The 16,314-nt window shown below is 60.2% G+C and carries 14 protein-coding genes; 3 read left to right on the top strand and 11 right to left on the bottom strand.

Features of this window, described 5'->3' with window-relative positions; translation table 11 throughout:
* Positions 1 to 18: 18 nt before the first annotated feature.
* A complete protein-coding gene (apbC, locus tag ALP40_RS10515) occupies positions 19 to 1,113 on the top strand; it encodes an iron-sulfur cluster carrier protein ApbC (protein ID WP_122208214.1) in 1,095 nt (364 codons plus the stop codon).
* A 130-nt stretch (positions 1,114 to 1,243) separates the two neighbouring features.
* On the opposite strand, the gene ALP40_RS10510 is transcribed toward apbC, so the two are convergent.
* The gene (locus tag ALP40_RS10510) at positions 1,244 to 1,453 is read right to left on the bottom strand and encodes a cold-shock protein (protein WP_002554837.1); all 210 of its coding nucleotides are present in this window, start codon (positions 1,451 to 1,453) and stop codon (positions 1,244 to 1,246) included.
* Between the two features lie 319 nt (positions 1,454 to 1,772).
* Between ALP40_RS10510 and dcd the strand changes: the two genes are divergently transcribed.
* The gene (gene dcd, locus ALP40_RS10505) at positions 1,773 to 2,339 is read left to right on the top strand and encodes a dCTP deaminase (RefSeq protein WP_122208213.1); all 567 of its coding nucleotides are present in this window, start codon (positions 1,773 to 1,775) and stop codon (positions 2,337 to 2,339) included.
* A 111-nt stretch (positions 2,340 to 2,450) separates the two neighbouring features.
* Positions 2,451 to 2,663 carry a hypothetical protein gene (locus ALP40_RS10500; protein ID WP_122208212.1) on the top strand — a complete coding sequence of 71 codons (213 nt, stop codon included), beginning with the start codon at positions 2,451 to 2,453 and terminating at the stop codon, positions 2,661 to 2,663.
* A gap of 62 nt (positions 2,664 to 2,725) precedes the next feature.
* Here ALP40_RS10500 and pdeM read toward each other — a convergent pair whose 3' ends face one another.
* The 10 genes from pdeM to ALP40_RS10450 all read right to left on the bottom strand — a co-directional run bounded on the left by pdeM (position 2,726) and on the right by ALP40_RS10450 (position 16,159).
* Complete coding sequence (gene pdeM, locus ALP40_RS10495; protein ID WP_122208211.1) at positions 2,726 to 3,382, bottom strand: ligase-associated DNA damage response endonuclease PdeM; 657 nt, start codon at positions 3,380 to 3,382, stop codon at positions 2,726 to 2,728.
* On the bottom strand, positions 3,379 to 5,868 hold the full coding sequence (locus tag ALP40_RS10490) for a ligase-associated DNA damage response DEXH box helicase (RefSeq protein WP_122208210.1): 2,490 nt from the start codon (positions 5,866 to 5,868) through the stop codon (positions 3,379 to 3,381). The genes pdeM and ALP40_RS10490 overlap by 4 nt, the downstream gene beginning before the upstream one ends.
* A 369-nt stretch (positions 5,869 to 6,237) precedes the next feature.
* A complete protein-coding gene (locus ALP40_RS10485) occupies positions 6,238 to 7,002 on the bottom strand; it encodes an ABC transporter ATP-binding protein (RefSeq protein WP_122208209.1) in 765 nt (254 codons plus the stop codon).
* Between the two features lie 9 nt (positions 7,003 to 7,011).
* On the bottom strand, positions 7,012 to 8,130 hold the full coding sequence (locus ALP40_RS10480) for a succinylglutamate desuccinylase/aspartoacylase family protein (RefSeq protein ID WP_122208208.1): 1,119 nt from the start codon (positions 8,128 to 8,130) through the stop codon (positions 7,012 to 7,014).
* A gap of 14 nt (positions 8,131 to 8,144) precedes the next feature.
* On the bottom strand, positions 8,145 to 8,855 hold the full coding sequence (locus ALP40_RS10475; protein ID WP_122208207.1) for an ABC transporter permease: 711 nt from the start codon (positions 8,853 to 8,855) through the stop codon (positions 8,145 to 8,147).
* Positions 8,852 to 9,580 (bottom strand): ABC transporter permease, encoded by a 729-nt coding sequence (locus ALP40_RS10470; protein WP_122208206.1) that lies wholly within the window; start codon positions 9,578 to 9,580, stop codon positions 8,852 to 8,854. The genes ALP40_RS10475 and ALP40_RS10470 overlap by 4 nt, the downstream gene beginning before the upstream one ends.
* A gap of 84 nt (positions 9,581 to 9,664) precedes the next feature.
* Positions 9,665 to 10,447, bottom strand: a complete 783-nt coding sequence (locus ALP40_RS10465; RefSeq protein WP_122208205.1) for a transporter substrate-binding domain-containing protein — start codon at positions 10,445 to 10,447, stop codon at positions 9,665 to 9,667.
* A gap of 332 nt (positions 10,448 to 10,779) precedes the next feature.
* Positions 10,780 to 12,483 (bottom strand): ATP-dependent DNA ligase, encoded by a 1,704-nt coding sequence (locus tag ALP40_RS10460; protein WP_122208204.1) that lies wholly within the window; start codon positions 12,481 to 12,483, stop codon positions 10,780 to 10,782.
* Entirely contained in the window at positions 12,480 to 13,526 is a 1,047-nt protein-coding gene (locus ALP40_RS10455) for a ligase-associated DNA damage response exonuclease (protein ID WP_122208203.1), read from the bottom strand. Before ALP40_RS10455 ends, ALP40_RS10460 begins: the two co-directional genes overlap by 4 nt.
* A gap of 158 nt (positions 13,527 to 13,684) precedes the next feature.
* Positions 13,685 to 16,159 (bottom strand): penicillin acylase family protein, encoded by a 2,475-nt coding sequence (locus ALP40_RS10450; protein WP_122208202.1) that lies wholly within the window; start codon positions 16,157 to 16,159, stop codon positions 13,685 to 13,687.
* Between the last annotated feature and the right edge of the window lie 155 nt (positions 16,160 to 16,314).

The raw sequence follows: 16,314 nt of genomic DNA, 5'->3' as shown, positions 1-16,314 counted from the left end.
TTTTTTCGGAGCGAGCCCATGAGCGCTGTCAATCGCGCGGCGGTGGAGACGATTCTTCGCCAGTACACCGACCCCTATCTGAATCAGGACCCGCTTAGCGCCGGTTGCGTGCGGGCCATCGACATCGACGGGGCGCACGTCACCTTGCGCCTTGAACTGGGCTACGCCGCCGACCTGTTCAAGAACGGCTGGGCGCACGTATTGAAGACCGCCATCGAAAACATCGACGGGGTTTCTGCGGCTAAAGTCGACATCAACACCGTGATCAACGCCCACAAGGCCCAGAGCCAGATTCCCGGCCTGGCCAACGTGAAAAATATTGTGGCGGTCGCGTCGGGCAAGGGCGGCGTCGGCAAATCCACCACTGCGGCCAATCTTGCGCTGGCGCTTTCTCGTGAAGGTGCGCGAGTGGGAATTCTCGATGCCGATATTTATGGCCCCAGCCAAGGCGTGATGTTTGGCATCCCCGAAGGGACGCGGCCGAAAATCAAGGATCAGAAATGGTTCGTGCCCATCGAGGCGCATGGCATTGAAGTGATGTCGATGGCGTTTCTGACCGATGACAACACGCCGATGGTCTGGCGTGGACCAATGGTTTCGGGGGCCTTGCTGCAGTTGGTCACCCAGACTGCGTGGAATGACCTGGACTACCTGATCATCGACATGCCGCCGGGCACCGGTGACATTCAGCTCACACTGGCGCAGAAAGTGCCGGTGGCCGGTGCTGTGATCGTGACCACGCCGCAGGACCTGGCTTTGCTGGATGCCCGTAAAGGGGTCGAGATGTTCCGCAAGGTCAATATTCCGGTTTTGGGTGTCGTTGAAAACATGGCGGTGCATATTTGTTCGAATTGCGGACACGCCGAGCACTTATTTGGCGAGGGCGGCGGTGAGAAACTGTCGTCTCAATATGACGTCGAGCTACTGGCCTCATTGCCATTGTCGATGCTGATTCGCGAGCAGGCGGACGGAGGCAAGCCGACGGCGATTGCCGAGCCGGACAGTCAAATTGCGATGGTGTATCAGGAGTTGGCCCGCCATGTCGGCGCGCGTATTGTCTTGCAGGAAGCGGCCAGTCCGGCCATGCCGACCATTTCGGTCAGTGATGACTGACAGGTAGGTGGTTAACAAGGGTGGTGCAGGTTTAGCCGGCTGCCCTTGTGAATACCGAGGCAATACTCAAATCGCAGGCAATAAAAAACCCCGCGTTTGACGGCGGGGTTTTTAAGCTAATCAGTACAAGTTAGATAACTTGAACTTCTTCAGCTTGCATGCCTTTCTGACCGCGGGTAGCGATGAAAGAAACCTGTTGGCCTTCTTTCAGGCTTTTGAAGCCGTCGGATTGGATAGCTTTGAAGTGCACGAACAGGTCGTCACCGGATTGTGGAGTGATGAAGCCGAAGCCTTTTTCATCGTTGAACCACTTAACGGTACCAGTTTGGCGATTGGACATAGTAAATCTCCTTGGACAAAGTTAACTGCGGCGTAGGAAGAGCCCTGGCCGAGACTGAGTGCAAAGAGCTGGAAAATTCATGGAGATGGTTGGATCGAAATTCAACATCGTGTAGAGATTCTCAGTGACACAAGCAACACAGTGACGCCACCTTAACCCTTTTTGTCGGACGTGCCAATGGTCTGTCGACGATTATTTCCAATCGAGTCAAAACTGCGGGACACGTCTCAGCCTTCTTCAATATGTTGCCTTTGAACCCGCGACGCATGCCCGGTAAGATGCCCGTTACCTTTTTCACCTCGTTACTCAGGACATCGCCATGAGCATCAAATCGGACAAGTGGATTCGCCGCATGGCGCAAGAGCAGGGCATGATCGAGCCCTTCGTCGAACGCCAGATGCGAGGCGAGGGCGCGAACCGGTTGATCTCTTTCGGCGTGTCGAGCTATGGCTACGACGTACGTTGCGCGGACGAATTCAAGGTCTTCACCAATATCAATTCGGCCACCGTCGATCCGAAAAACTTCGACGAGAAAAGCTTCGTCGATATCAAGAGCGACGTGTGCATCATCCCGCCCAACTCGTTCGCGCTGGCGCGCACCGTTGAATATTTCCGTATCCCGCGCAACGTGTTGACCATCTGCCTGGGCAAAAGCACTTACGCGCGCTGCGGCATTATCGTCAACGTGACACCGCTGGAGCCTGAGTGGGAAGGCCATGTGACACTCGAGTTCTCCAACACCACTACATTGCCAGCGAAGATTTACGCCAACGAAGGTGTGGCACAGATGCTGTTTCTGGAATCGGACGAGGAGTGTGAGGTTTCCTACAAGGACCGTGGCGGCAAGTACCAAGGCCAGCGCGGCGTCACCTTGCCACGTACCTGATCTGTTAGTGCTTTTACTCCTGCGATGGAATTAATGTTCGTTTTCGCACTCTATTGACTCACATGCATTCGCCTACGGTTGTAGGCGAAGGCCATTGATCAGGAGTGACCTATGAAGACAACGTTCAAAACCTCTGAACAGGAAGCATCTCCTCCACTCAACGAGATCGGGCTGTTGGCCTGGTCACTGATGGCTCATACAGAGCTGAATATGGTGGGAGGGGGGATTCCGGGCGATCCGGGCCCGGACACTCCGTATCCAGAGCCTACCGAGCCAGGTGAGCCCACCCTGCCGGATGAGCCGCCACCTGCGCCCGTCGCCTGATTCCGAATGCCCGCTGTCTCTTACGAGGCAGCGGGTGTTTTCGTTTCAGGGCACCAAAACGATCAGGCGACCCGCCAGATAGCACCGTCACCGGTGACATAGAGGGTGGTGTCATCCGCAGGCTGGATATTGAAACCGCCCGTGAATTCCCCGAACGCGGGCAGCAGACTGACGCGTTTTCCAAGGTAGAAGCACGCCAGCCGCAAGCTCTGACGCCCCCGCCCATGCAGCCTGTAGACCGGATGCACGTGCCCCGCCAGAACGTGAAGCGTGGGGTGTGGGTCGGGTTCATGCTGCAAGGCGAACGGACCCAGAACCAGTGGTTCGGTGACGACCTCGATGCCCAGCGTTGAAGGAGGATCGCCAGCGCGTTTGTCATGGTTGCCACGGATCAAGGTGATGTCCAGCCCGAACCGGCCCGCTCGCCACTCATGCAGCGCGTTGAGGGTGCCTTGGGCGTGCGACTCAGGCGCGTGCAGGAAGTCGCCAAGAAAGATAAGGCGTTCGCACCGGTAGTCGTCGAGCAGTTGATCCAGACGCCGGAGGTTGGCCTGAGTCGTACCATGCGGCACGGGTTGGCCAAGCTTGCGATAGGCGGCGGCCTTGCCGAAGTGGGCGTCGGCAATCAGCAGTGAGCGCTGTGCGGGGTAGTAAATCGCTTTGTCTGCCAGTAGCCAGAGTTCTTCCCCAGCCAGCGTGACAGCGACGTAGGGCTTCATCGCTCAGCCTCCGGCCCTGCCGCTTTCTCCAGGTCGCGCACCATGCGCGCAATACGGTCGGCCAGCTTTTCCGAGCTGAGGCTTTCGCGGAAACGCTCCACCAGCAGCGGAAACGCCAGCGGTGTAGCGCGCTTGATGGCGTGCATGTCGAGCCTGCGGCCGTTGATCTGGCGCAATGTCTGCTCCAGTCGCGTCAGATCCAGCTCTTGGCGCAGCACTTCCTGTTCGGCCTGAGTCAGTAGCATGTTGCCCGCGTCGTATTGTTTGAATACTTCGAAAAACAGCCCGCTGGACGCCTGCAGTTGGCGGTTACTTTTGGCCGCGCCGGGATAGCCGGAAAACACCAGCCCCGAGATACGAGCGATTTCGCGAAAGCGTCGCAGGGCCAGTTCGCCTGCATTAAGGCTGGCGATGATGTCTGGCAAAAGCGCGTCCTCGGAAAAAAGCTCGGCCTGCACCGCTTGCGCCCAGTCTATTTCGCTGGCGCTGAGCAGTTCGAAGCCGTAGTCGTTGACGGCGATTGAAAAGGTTAGTGGGCGGTGTCGGCTCAGGCGCCAGGCCAGCAGGCTCGCCAGCCCAAGATGAACGTGGCGACCGGCGAACGGATAAAGAAACAGGTGCCAGCCTTCCCGGGATTTGAGCGTTTCGGCCAGTAACGTGTCGCGTTGCGGCAGCCCGGACCAGTGCCTCTGCACTTCCAGCAACGGCTTGATGGCCTGCATTTCCGGGCTGTCGAAGTGGCCGTGCGCTGCGGCGTCGAACTTCTCGACCACGGCATCCGCCAGCTCACTGGACAATGGCATGCGCCCGCCATTCCAGCGCGGCACAGCGGCTTTTTTGCCTGTGGCGCGCTTGACGTAGGCGGTCATGTTTTCCACCCGTACCAATTCCAGCAGCCGACCCGCGAACAGAAAACCGTCACCGGGCTTGAGGCGGGCGATGAAACCTTCTTCGACACTGCCTAGATTGCCGCCGCCGCCCCCTTTTTTCCAATACTTGAGGTTGATGCTGGCGTCACTGACGATCGTGCCCACACTCATCCGGTGCCGACGAGCCAGCCGCGCATCGGGCACGCGCCAGACGCCGTCCTCGTCCGGCTCGGCGCGGCGGTAGTCGGGGTAGGCGGTGAGCGAGTGGCCGCCGTTGCGCACAAAGGCCAGGGCCCATTGCCATTGTTCGTTGCTCAGCTCGCGATAGGCCCAGGCCGTACGCACTTCGGTCAGCAGCTCATCGGGCGTGAAACCTCCGCCCAAGGCCACGCTGACCAAATGCTGCACCAGCACATCCAGCGGCTGATGCGGCGATTCGCGGGGCTCGATCATCCGTGCGGCCACCGCATCATGGGCGGCCGCAGCCTCCACCAGTTCAAGGCTGTGGGTAGGCACCAGCGTCACGCGGGAAGGGCGGCCCGGTGCGTGGCCCGAGCGTCCGGCGCGCTGCATCAGGCGAGCTACGCCTTTGGGGGAGCCGATCTGCAACACGCGCTCCACCGGCAGAAAATCCACGCCAAGGTCGAGGCTGGAGGTGCAGACCACTGCCTTCAGTGCGCCCTCTTTCAAGGCGCGTTCGACCCAGTCACGCACCTCTCGGGCGAGTGAGCCGTGATGCAGAGCGATCAAGCCCGCCCAGTCGGGCCTGGCCTCAAGCAGCGCCTGATACCAGATCTCGGATTGCGCACGGGTGTTGGTGAACACCAGGCAGCTGGCGCTCGCTTCAACTTGCGCAACGACTTGGGGCAGCATGCGCAGCCCCATGTGGCCTGCCCAGGGAAAGCGTTCAATGGATGGCGGGAGTAGCGTGTCGACCTGAAGTTGCTTGGTCACTTTGCCTTGAACCGTGACGCCACCCTCGCCGATCAGCACTTCCTGAGCGTGATGCTGATTGCCCAGGGTCGCAGAAATACCCCACACGATGAGTTGCGGATTCCACCGGCGCAAACGGGCCAATGCCAGTTGCAATTGGACTCCGCGCTTGTTGCCGATCAGCTCGTGCCATTCGTCCACCACCACCATTTGCAGAGTGGACAGTGTTGCTTCGGCATCGGCACGGGTCAGCAGTAGCGTCAGGCTTTCAGGCGTCGTGATGAGGGCGGAGGGTAGTCGTCGTCCTTGGCGGGCACGTTCGCTGCCGCTGGTGTCGCCGGTTCTCAGGCCGATTGACCAATGGATGCCCAGCTCGGCCAACGGTGCTTCGAGGGCGCGGGCAGTGTCCGCCGCCAAGGCACGCATGGGCGTGATCCACATCACGCTCAGTGGCGCGGCGGGCGGCTTGCGCTTGCGGGGTGTGTCTTCGATCGCAGCACGGGGTTTTGCAAAACGGTTGAGCGCTGCGAACCAGACCGCGTAGGTCTTGCCCGAGCCGGTGCTGGCATGCAGCAGGCCGGACTTGCCCTTTTTTACCGCTGCCCAGACTTCCTTTTGAAACGCGAACGCTTTCCAGCCTCTGGCCCGAAACCATCGCTGAGCGAAATCGTTGGGTCTGCTCATCCGGTTGAGAATGCTCTGAAGGGCGATCATTCAGAGACAGCGGAAAAAGGGTAATAGTTTTAAACGGTTATATATGGCGTGACGCAGCTGGACGCGGAGCGTCCTGGGCGGCGTTACCCCGCAGAGCGCTCATCGTTATACGCAAGTCCTGCTGGAGGAATACGATGCCTGCTGTGGGAGCGGGCTTGTCCGCGAAGCGGCTGGCCTATTCAATCGAGACGGCGCGTCCAAAAAGCCTTCGTGGACAAGTCCACTCCCACGGCCGAAATCGTGCCTGCTCCACATGCTCATCGCGACTTGTGTATAACGATGAGCGCAGAGCGTGGGAACAATCATTGCAGCCCGTGACGCTCTGCGTCACCTACGCAGTTACTTCAGGTTTCCGCTCAGGAATTGCTGCAACCGTTCACTCTTCGGGTTGTTCAGCACTTCATCCGGGTGCCCGGATTCTTCGATCTGGCCCTGATGCAGAAACACCACCTGGCTGGCGACCTTACGGGCGAAGCCCATTTCGTGGGTCACCAGAATCATGGTGCGGCCTTCATCGGCCAGGCCTTGAATCACTTTCAACACCTCGCCGACCAATTCCGGGTCCAGCGCCGAGGTGGGTTCGTCGAACAGCATGATTTCAGGTTCCATCGCCAGGGCACGCGCAATCGCCACACGCTGCTGCTGGCCGCCGGACAGGAACGCCGGGTACTGATCCGCCACCCGCTCGGGCAGGCCGACCTTGTCCAGGTATTTGCGTGCGCGGGCTTCGGCTTCGGCCTTGGGCACGCCCAGCACTCTGCGAGGTGCCATCGTGATGTTTTCCAGCACGGTCATGTGCGCCCACAGGTTGAAGTGCTGAAACACCATCGCCAGTCGGGTACGGATGCGTTGCAGCTCGTCCGGATCGGCAACGCGCATGCCATCCTTGTCGCTGACCATGCGCACCTGCTGGCCGTCCAGGCTCATGGCCCCATCGTTGGGCTGTTCCAGAAAGTTGATGCAGCGCAAAAACGTGCTCTTGCCCGAGCCGCTGGCGCCAATCAGGCAGATCACATCACCGCTGCTGGCCTTCAGCGATACGCCTTTGAGCACCTCGTTGGCGCCATAGCGCTTATGCAGGCCATCGATGGTCAGTTTGTACATGAGAGGTCCTCAAGGAGAAAGTAGGTAGCCGCTGCGATAGGCCTGCGTGCCCGCGATATGCGCGATGACCATGCCAGCGGTGGCCATGCGGCGCAAAGAGCGCGCATACAGCAGGCCGGCATTGAGTGCGTGAACGCTGGTCACGGCGTCGCTGATCGGGTCGATGATCTCGGCAATCAGTTGCCCGGCCTCGACGTGCTCGCCCGGCATGGCACAGAACACCAGCAGGCCGCCGACCGGCGTCGCAACCGGTTCGACGGCGGCCAGAGGCGTGGCGGGGTATAGCAGCTCTGGCGGCATTTGCCGCTCGCCGTCGATCAGGCCGGAGTCGATCAGGTAATTGATGATCGCCTGGCAGTCGCGGCTGGCCAGTGAATGATTGACGTCGCCTTGCCCACGCAGCTCAAGGGTCACCGAGAAGCTGCCCATCGGGATCGGAAAGCGTTCGCCGAAACGTTGCTGCAACTGCCACCAGACCAGCGTGAAGCATTCATCGAACGACTGACCGCCCGAGTCGGTGGCCAGCAGGCTCGCCTGCGCGCCGAGGTAGCGCGACAGTGGCTCGACCTTCGCCCAGGCTTCAGGCGTGGTGTACAGGTGCTCGACCGACTCGAAGTCGCAGTGCAGGTCCAGCACCATGTCGGCGTTGCAGGCCAGCCGCTGAAGTGTCAGGCGCAGCGAGTGTAACTGGGTGGTTGCTGTCTGGGCATTGAGCGCGGCAAGCAGGGTGTCGCGCACCAGTGTGCGGTTCTGATTCGCGTCCTGGGTCAAACGCGCTTCGATTTCGTCGCCCACGTGTTGCCCGAGGTCGACGAAGCCGCGATTGAAGTTCTGCCCGCTTTCCAGCTCATAGCGGCCCAGCGGGGTATCCATCAACACCTGTTCCAGGCCGACGGGATTGGCCACCGGGACGACGACTATTTCGCCCCTCAGGCGCCCTGCGTTTTCAAGTTCGGCCAGACGCTGCTTCAAATACCAGGCGACCAGCATGCCAGGCAGTTCGTCGGCATGCAGCGAGGCCTGAATGTAGACCTTGCCTGCACCATTTTGCGGCCCGTAATGAAAGCTGTGAACGCACCGCGCGGTGCCCGGCATTGGGGACAGCACGTCATGGGTGTGATGTTTCATCGGTGCTGTCCTGATTAATGAGCGGGGCCGAGGAAGGCCAGCCAGCGACGTTCGGCAAGACGGAACAACCCGACCAGAATGAAGGTAACGGTCAGGTACATGACGGCAGCGATTCCGAAGGACTGGAAGGTCATGAAGGTCGCCGAGTTGGCGTCCCGCGCGACTTTCAGGATGTCCGGCACGGTGGCGGTAAAGGCCACGGTGGTCGAGTGCAGCATCAGAATCACTTCGTTGCTGTAATAAGGCAGCGAACGGCGCAACACCGACGGCATGATCACGTAGGTGTAAAGCTTCCAGCCGGTCAGTCCGTACGCCTTGGCCGCCTCGACTTCGCCGTGGGCCATGCTGCGGATCGCACCGGCGAAAATCTCGGTGGTGTAGGCGCAGGTGTTCAGGGTGAACGCCAGGATGGTGCAGTTCATAGCGTCGCGAAAGAACGCATCCAGCAAGGGCTGCTCGCGCACCGCCGCAATGCTGTAGATGCCGGTGTAGCAGATCAGCAGCTGTATATAGAGCGGAGTGCCCCGAAACAGGTAGGTGTAGAACTGCACCGGCCAGCGGACCCAGCGGTTCTTCGACACGCGGGCGATGGACAGCGGAATCGACAGGCAGAAACCGATGGCAATGGAAGCGCTGAGCAGCCACAGGGTCATCGCCAGGCCGGTCACGTTCACGCCGTCTGTATAAAGGAAGGGTTTCCAGTATTCCTGAAGCAACTCGATCATCGCTGCGCCTCCCGGCTGCCAGCAGCATAATGCCGCTCAGCCCAACGCAAAGCGAAGTTCGATGCGCTGGTGATGGCCAGATAGATCAGTGCCGCCAGCACCAGAAAGTAGAACAGTTGATAGGTGCTCTTGCCCGCGTCCTGCGAAGCCTTGACCAGATCCGCCAGGCCGATGATCGACACCAGTGCGGTGGCCTTGAGCAGTACCTGCCAGTTGTTGCCGATACCCGGCAGGGCGTAACGCATCATTTGCGGAAACACCACATAACGAAAACGCTGGCCGCGCTTGAGGCCGTAGGCTGTGGCCGCTTCGATCTGACCGCGCGGCACGGACAAAATCGCGCCCCGGAAGGTTTCGGTGAAATACGCTCCGTAAATGAAGCCCAGCGTGATGACGCCCGCACTGAACGGGTTGATCTCGATGTATTCCCATTCCATCGCGTCGGTCAGGCTGGTCAGCCAGGTTTGCAGGCTGTAGAAAATCAGCAGCATCAGCACCAGATCCGGCACGCCGCGAATCAAGGTAGTGTAGACCTGTGCTGGCACGCGCAGCAGCGCAGAGCTCGACAGTTTGGCGCTGGCCCCGATCAGCCCGAGCACAATGCTCAGAAACAGGGACAGTACCGAAAGTTTGACGGTCATCCAGGTGCCTTGCAGCAATATGGGGCCGAAGCCCTTCAGGCTGAACGCTGAAAGTCCGAGTGTGTGTATCAGTGAGTCGAGCATGGATAAAACCTTGAGCGGTCACGAACAGAAACGCCCATCGAAGAGGGCGGCGAATCATCGCCGAAATCGATGGGCGTCGGGGTGTTATTTACCGCTGTACAGATTCAGGTCGCCGAAGTGCTTCTTCTGGATTTCGGCGTAGGTGCCGTCATCGTGCATGGCTTTGATGCCTTTATCGAGCAGAGCTTTCAGCTCTTTGTTGCCTTTGGCGATGCCGACGGCGGTCTTGGCTGGCAACAGTTCGCTGTCGATCGGCTTGCTGACTTCATAGTCGGCACCGGCTGGCGATTTCAAAAAGCCCAGTTCGGCCTGCAGCATGTCCTGGATGGACGCATCCAGGCGGCCGGAGGTCAGGTCAGCGTAAACCTGATCCTGGTTGGCGTAGGCCTGAGTTTTCACGCCAGCCTTGTCCAGTACGGCCTTTGCGTAGGCTTCCTGGATGGTGCCCTGCTCGTAGCCCACGGTCTTACCTTTCAGGCTGGCCGGGTCAGCGGTCAGGCCTGCACCTTTCTTGAACACCAGTGACGTTGGGCCGGAAAACAGTTCGTTGGAGAAGTCGATGACTTTCTCGCGAGCCGGGGTCACGGTCATGGACGAGATGACGCCATCGAATTTACGAGCCTTCAGGCCCGGGATCATGCCGTCGAAATCGCTTTCGACCCATTTGCACGTCACTTTCAACTCTTTGCAGATGGCATTGCCCAGATCGATATCGAAGCCCACCAGGCTGCCGTCGGCGGCTTTGGATTCAAACGGTGCGTAAGAAGGATCGACGCCAAAGCGCAGTTCCTTGTACTCCTTGGCCATCGTGTTACCAGCGGCCAGGCACAAAGCCAGTGCGGAAAGGGTCAGCCATGCTTTTTTCATTATTCAGTCCTTAAAACCTGATGGGGGTTGGGAACGCGCGAGGCTTGTTGCTACCGGCGTAAGCCAGATGTTCTAAAGTAGCAATTTCCGAACCAGAGAGACGAACGTGCGTTTGAAGTGTAAGCGGTTGTCGCTATTTCATATAAAAGCATGGCGTTCTGCCTGCCCACCGAAGCTGAAGCCTTTAAGCACGTCCGTTTTTTATGAGGCTCATGGAGTGAGGAGCGGCGGGTGAAGCAGAATCGTAACGCTCCGGCCGTGCAGGCGGCGACGGAATGGGTAGGAATGATCATATTTGGTGCGCTGCATGTCGAGCGCACCCTTCAGGTGCGTCAGCTCAACAGGTCCTGCAAGGTGGCCAGACTGTCAGCTTCGGCCACCGGTTTGTCCTGCCGCCAGCGCAGCATGCGCGGGAAACGCACAGCAATGCCGCTCTTGTGCCGCTTTGACAGGGCGATGCCCTCGAAGCCCAGTTCGAACACCAGTGTCGGCGTTACGCTGCTCACCGGGCCGAATTTTTCGACCGTGGTTTTGCGCACAATGGCGTCTACCTTGCGCATCTCTTCATCGGTCAGTCCTGAATAGGCTTTAGCAAACGGTACGAGGGTGCGTTCGCTCGACTCGGGCGGTCCGTCCCACACCGCGAACGTGTAGTCGCTGTACAGGCTGGCGCGACGCCCGTGACCGCGTTGCGCGTAAATCAGCACCGCGTCCACGCTGAACGGATCGACTTTCCACTTCCACCATACGCCCATGTCTTTGGTGCGACCGACGCCATACAGCGAATCACGCGCCTTGAGCATCATGCCCTCGACGCCCAGGCTGCGCGACGCTTCGCGCTGGCGGGCCAGGTCCAGCCAGTCCTTACCGGTCAACACCGGGGAGGGCAGAAGCACATCGTTACGTGCCTCGTTGATCAGGGTTTCCAGCTGGGTACGACGCGCATGTTGCGGGCGGCTGCGCCAGTCGTGGCCTTCCCATTCGAGCAGGTCGTAGGCCAGGACCACGACCGGCACGTCCGCGAGGATCTTTTTGCCCAGCGTCTTGCGGCCGATGCGTTGTTGCAGCAAGGCGAACGGCTGCACCGAGGGACTGGCTTGCGGTGCGTCGCTGTCCAGCGCGAACTCCGCGTCGCTGTCGGGCGCTGCCTGCGGCGCCTTCCAGACTACGATTTCACCGTCGATCACGGTGCCGTCGGGCAGGCACTGAACCAGACTGTGCAGTTCGGGGAAACGATCAGTGACCAATTCTTCGCCGCGCGACCAGATCCACAGTCGTCCATCGCGTTTGACGAGCTGCGCCCGGATGCCATCCCACTTCCATTCCACTTGCCAGTGATCGGCGGGGCCCAGCAGTGCTTCGAACTGGTCGGCGGGCTGTTGCAGCGAGTGGGCGAGAAAAAACGGGTAGGGCTGACCGCCGCGTTGAGCGTGTTCGTCTTCCGACTCGGCGGCGATCAGCTTCAGGTAACCCTCGGCGCTCGGCCGATGCGAGAGATCGGTGTAGCCCACCAGCCGCTGCGCAACACGTTTGCTGTCGATGTCGGCCAGCGAGGCCAGTGCGCGAGTGACCAACAGTTTCGAGACACCGACCCGGAAACTGCCGGTAATCAGTTTGATGCAGACCATCAGGCTGATTCGGTCCAGCTGCGACCAGAACGCCGGCAGGCGTTCGGCCAGTTCTTCAGGCTGCAGGCCGCGCAGGGGCAAGAGCTTTTCTTCCATCCACAGCGCGAGGCCTTCGTCGTTGCTGTGCTCGGCTTGTGGCAGAAGCAAGGAGAGGGTTTCCGCCAGATCGCCGACCGCCTGATAGCTTTCCTCAAACAGCCATTCCGGCAGGTTGCCCAAGGCCATTGCCTGTTCGCGCAGAATGCGAGTCGGCACCAATTGTCGAGGGCGTCCGCCAGACAGGAAATACACAGCCCAAGCGGCGTCCTGCGGGTGGGCCTGCTCGAAGTAGTCGCGCATGGCGGCCAGTTTGGCGTTGCTGGAAGTGGTCGCGTCAAGGCGAGCGTAGAGTTCGGCAAAGGCTTTCATGACCCGGCCTCTTCACTGCGCTGTGGTTCTGCCTCGGTTGCAGCTGCATTCGAGTCGTCTTCATCGCCGTATTCGGTGGTGAAACCCTGAGCATCGAGGCCCTGTTCGCGCAGGTAGCGCACCAGCACGCCGACCGAGCCGTGGGTGACCATCACGCGTTCCGCGCCGGTTTGTTCGATGGCCCAAAGCAAACCGGGCCAGTCGGCGTGATCAGACAGCACGAAGCCCCTATCCACGCCGCGCCGACGTCGTGTCCCGCGCAGCATCATCCAGCCGCTGGCGAAGGCATCGCTGTACTCACCGAAGCGCTTCATCCAACTGCTACCGCCTGCCGAGGGCGGCGCCAGAATCAGCGCCTGACGCAGAGCAGGGTCGGTTTTCTTGAAATCGCCTGCGTATTGCGTTTCCGGGATGCGAATACCGCCTTCGCGATACACACGGTTCAACGGTTCGACTGCGCCGTGCACCAGAATCGGGCCGATGCTGGCGTCGATACCGTGCAGGATGCGTTGCGCCTTGCCGAAGGAATAGGCGAACAGCACGCTCGCCTTGCCCTGTTCGGCATTGGCGCGCCACCACTGGTTAATGCCTTCGAAAATCTGCGACTGCGGCGCCCATCGATAGATCGGCAGGCCGAAGGTCGATTCGGTGATGAAGGTGTGACAACGCACGGGTTCGAACGCCGCGCAAGTGCCGTCCGGCTCGACTTTATAATCCCCCGAGGCGACCCAGACTTCGCCTTCGTATTCCAGCCGCACTTGCGCTGAGCCCAGTACATGACCGGCCGGGTGCAGGCTGAGTTTTACACCGTGGTGTGTGATTTGCTCGCCGTATTCAAGGGTTTGCAGGTTGATGTCCTGACCCAGGCGCGAGCGCAAAATCCCTTCGCCGCTGGCGGCTGACAGGTAACGCTCGTTGCCGGTACGGGCGTGGTCGCCGTGTGCATGGGTAATCACCGCCCGCTCGACCGGACGCCAAGGGTCGATATAGAAGTCACCGGGTGGACAATACAAACCTTCGGGGCGCGCGACGACAAGATCCATGAGACAACCGTATGGATGGGCTTGTTAGCTATGAGCCGGTGCCGGGCGGGAAGTTCGTGGAGTTTTGGGACGCGCGTCTACCGATCGTTGCGCATGCTCTGCGTGGGAATGAATCCCAGGACGCTCCGCGTCCCGGCGTACGATCAGTAACGAGTGCGTTATTTGCCCGGCGTCAACGTCAGACGCTGCTTGCCATAACCCTTTTCGTAGTTCGACTGCTGCAGCGGCATCGACATGTATTGCGCCTTGAGCCAGGGCTCGATGCTGTTGGCGTAGTACGGGCTGGCCGGATTGCCGGATTGTCCGGTGCTGATCAGGCCTGTCATCGGTTCTACCAGACTGAAGTCAACGATCATGCGCAGGCCCGGGGCCATGCGTGCATCGAAGCTTTTGCCCCACTCGTAGCCGGACGCGTTGATGGTCGTGTGGTCGCCGCCCGCTGGCGTGGCGCTGCGGTTGTACTCGACAGCGCCCATTTGTGTGACCAGCGTATTGGACGCGGTCCAGTTGTCACGGTGCAGCTTGCCCCACTGCCAGGCCTTGTGATCGCTGCCCAACAGGCTGTCGCCGCTGGTTACAGCTGCTGCCAGACTGCGAGCCAGGATGGCGGGCTTGTCTTCTTTCTGCGGGGTTTTGACGTCGTCCCAGAAAGGGCTGTCGTCACGCCCCAGCAGGTGATCGGCCTGCGGGGAATACGATGAGCCTGCGTTGGCCACCAGCGCCTGCCACGCAGGACTGGTTTCCGGCCCCAGTTCATCAAGGAAAATCTGCTTGGCGCTTTCCTGCAGGAACAGTTCGTACAGGGCGGCGTCGGCGGACGTGGCGCTCAGCTTGCCGTCGAAGGCCATCAGGCGGGTGTAAGCCTCGCGAGCCTTGTTGCGGTCAGCTTCGGGCAACGCGTCGATGGCCTGCTTCAACGGTTTGCTCATGCCCGGCGCTTCGAACATGGTTTTGAGTTTGGCGGCAAACGTCGTGGTCTGGTCGTACTGCATGGCGACGGTGCTGCGCAGGTCCTGCTTGCCGCTGTTGGCCAGCTCGGCGATTCGCTCGGCGCGCTCCGGGTTGCCCCACGAGTTGGAGAGCTGCATGCCGTAGCCCTTTGGAATCGTGCGCTGATTGGCAGTGGCGATCCAGCCCTGGCGCGGGTCCTGGTCGTAAGGGTGCAGCATCGAATCGGCGAAACCGTCCCAGTCGTACTTGCCTTCCCAGCCCGGCGACGGCAGCAGGCCCTGGCCTTCACGGCGATTCGGGAAACGGCCTGTGACCTGCCAGCCGATGTTGGAAGCGTCGGCAAACACCATGTTCAGGGTGATCGCCCGAATCTCGCGGCTGGTGTCGAACGCTTTTTCGACGTTGGGCGCACGGGACAGGTCGAAGAAGGCGTCCAGCGTCTTGTCATCCTTGAAGCTCGGCGTTTGCAGCGCCAGGCTCAGGCCGTTGCCGGGCGGTGTGGCGCTGGCGTTGAGCAGCGCGCCGTGACGGGTCGCATAGACGGTTTCGCGAATGGCTCGGTTGCCTTTGACCAGAAAGGTTTCGTCGTGGGCGGTGGCGGGCACCCACTTGCCATCGGCCATGTAGGACACACGATTGCCTTCGCGCTTGATCTTCTCCAGGAACAGGTCCTGATTGTCGCCTTTGACGTTACTCATGCTCCACGCCAGCTTGCCGTTGAACCCACTGAGCACCAGCGGCAGGCCTGCTATGGAAACGCCGGACACCTGATATTTCGGCGAACGGATCTGCACGAAGCTCCACGCTGAATTCAGGCCGCCGGGTAACTGCATGTCGCTGGCCAGCAGGCTTTTGCCATTGCGGCTGCGTTGCGGCGCGATGGCCCAGTTGCTCGACGCGGCAACGCCCAGCATGTTCAGGTCGGAAAGTTGCAGCGCGACCTTGTTCAGGTCGCTCAGGCCATTGACCTGATTGTTGAGGTTCAGGCCCTTGAGCTTGTCAGCCTCGGCGAACGGCAACTCTTCATCCGGGTAAGTCGGCAGCAGCCAGGCGAGTTTGTCGGCACCGACTTTCTGCGCCAGTACCAGCCCGGACAATTCTTCCTGCAGGTTCACCGACTGGCTGAAGTTGAGCAGGCTGAAAATCAGCGCCGAGTCTTCCGGTTTCCAGTACTCAGGCTTGTAACCGGAGTTGGCCACGTCGGCTGGCAGCCTGTCGCGGTAGCGGAACAGGTAGGCGTTCACGCCGCGAGCATAGACATCGAAGAAACGCTTGAGACGTGGCGACGAGGCGTTGTACAGATCGCTGGCGTTTTGCTTCAGGTTGACCGAGCGCATCAGGCGGTCGACTTCCAGCGCATCCGGCCCTGCCATTTCCGACAGACGGCCCTGCGCCAACAGACGCATGCCGAGCATCTGACTGATGCGATCCCCTGCATGCACGTAGCCCAGCGTGAACAGCACATCATGGTAGGTGCTGCTTTCAATCAGCGGCATGCCCATGCTGTTGCGTCGTACCGACACATTCTGCGCCAGACCTTTAAGCGCGAACGTCCCGGAAACAGGCAGTACTGTGTCGCTATCACCACCGCCCAGTTGACAACCCGCCAGACCCAGGAAGCTTACCGCAGCGGCGGCAGCGCCCAATCGAGGCATAAAACGGATAAAGGCTGGCGAGGCCATTGGCAAGCTCCTGGAGGGGATGGTTACAAAAGCCGCTACGTTAGTGAGCCGTCAGCTGGCACGCAAGCAGGCAGGGCGAGTTTATTTCAGGATTTTACAAAGAGAGTCCTGTCGACGGCGTTCAGGTTCATTCGGTCGACGAAGAGGGTTTTGCC

The organism is Pseudomonas viridiflava, assembly GCF_003702045.1.
Lineage (GTDB): Bacteria > Pseudomonadota > Gammaproteobacteria > Pseudomonadales > Pseudomonadaceae > Aquipseudomonas > Aquipseudomonas viridiflava_C.
Note: the sequence above shows the minus strand (reverse complement) of the source record. Positions and strands in the feature narration are given on the sequence as shown.

Excerpts from the sequence above, each read along its gene's own strand:
- ALP40_RS10500 (WP_122208212.1), top strand. The coding sequence starts at position 2,451 with ATGAAGACAACGTTCAAAACCTCTGAACAGGAAGCATCTCCTCCACTC.
- ALP40_RS10470 (WP_122208206.1), bottom strand. The coding sequence starts at position 9,580 with ATGCTCGACTCACTGATACACACACTCGGACTTTCAGCGTTCAGCCTG.
- ALP40_RS10475 (WP_122208207.1), bottom strand. The coding sequence starts at position 8,855 with ATGATCGAGTTGCTTCAGGAATACTGGAAACCCTTCCTTTATACAGAC.
- ALP40_RS10455 (WP_122208203.1), bottom strand. The coding sequence starts at position 13,526 with ATGGATCTTGTCGTCGCGCGCCCCGAAGGTTTGTATTGTCCACCCGGT.
- ALP40_RS10485 (WP_122208209.1), bottom strand. The coding sequence starts at position 7,002 with ATGTACAAACTGACCATCGATGGCCTGCATAAGCGCTATGGCGCCAAC.
- ALP40_RS10480 (WP_122208208.1), bottom strand. The coding sequence starts at position 8,130 with ATGAAACATCACACCCATGACGTGCTGTCCCCAATGCCGGGCACCGCG.
- ALP40_RS10450 (WP_122208202.1), bottom strand. The coding sequence starts at position 16,159 with ATGGCCTCGCCAGCCTTTATCCGTTTTATGCCTCGATTGGGCGCTGCC.
- dcd (WP_122208213.1), top strand. The coding sequence starts at position 1,773 with ATGAGCATCAAATCGGACAAGTGGATTCGCCGCATGGCGCAAGAGCAG.
- ALP40_RS10510 (WP_002554837.1), bottom strand. The coding sequence starts at position 1,453 with ATGTCCAATCGCCAAACTGGTACCGTTAAGTGGTTCAACGATGAAAAA.
- ALP40_RS10490 (WP_122208210.1), bottom strand. The coding sequence starts at position 5,868 with ATGAGCAGACCCAACGATTTCGCTCAGCGATGGTTTCGGGCCAGAGGC.
- pdeM (WP_122208211.1), bottom strand. The coding sequence starts at position 3,382 with ATGAAGCCCTACGTCGCTGTCACGCTGGCTGGGGAAGAACTCTGGCTA.
- ALP40_RS10460 (WP_122208204.1), bottom strand. The coding sequence starts at position 12,483 with ATGAAAGCCTTTGCCGAACTCTACGCTCGCCTTGACGCGACCACTTCC.
- apbC (WP_122208214.1), top strand. The coding sequence starts at position 19 with ATGAGCGCTGTCAATCGCGCGGCGGTGGAGACGATTCTTCGCCAGTAC.
- ALP40_RS10465 (WP_122208205.1), bottom strand. The coding sequence starts at position 10,447 with ATGAAAAAAGCATGGCTGACCCTTTCCGCACTGGCTTTGTGCCTGGCC.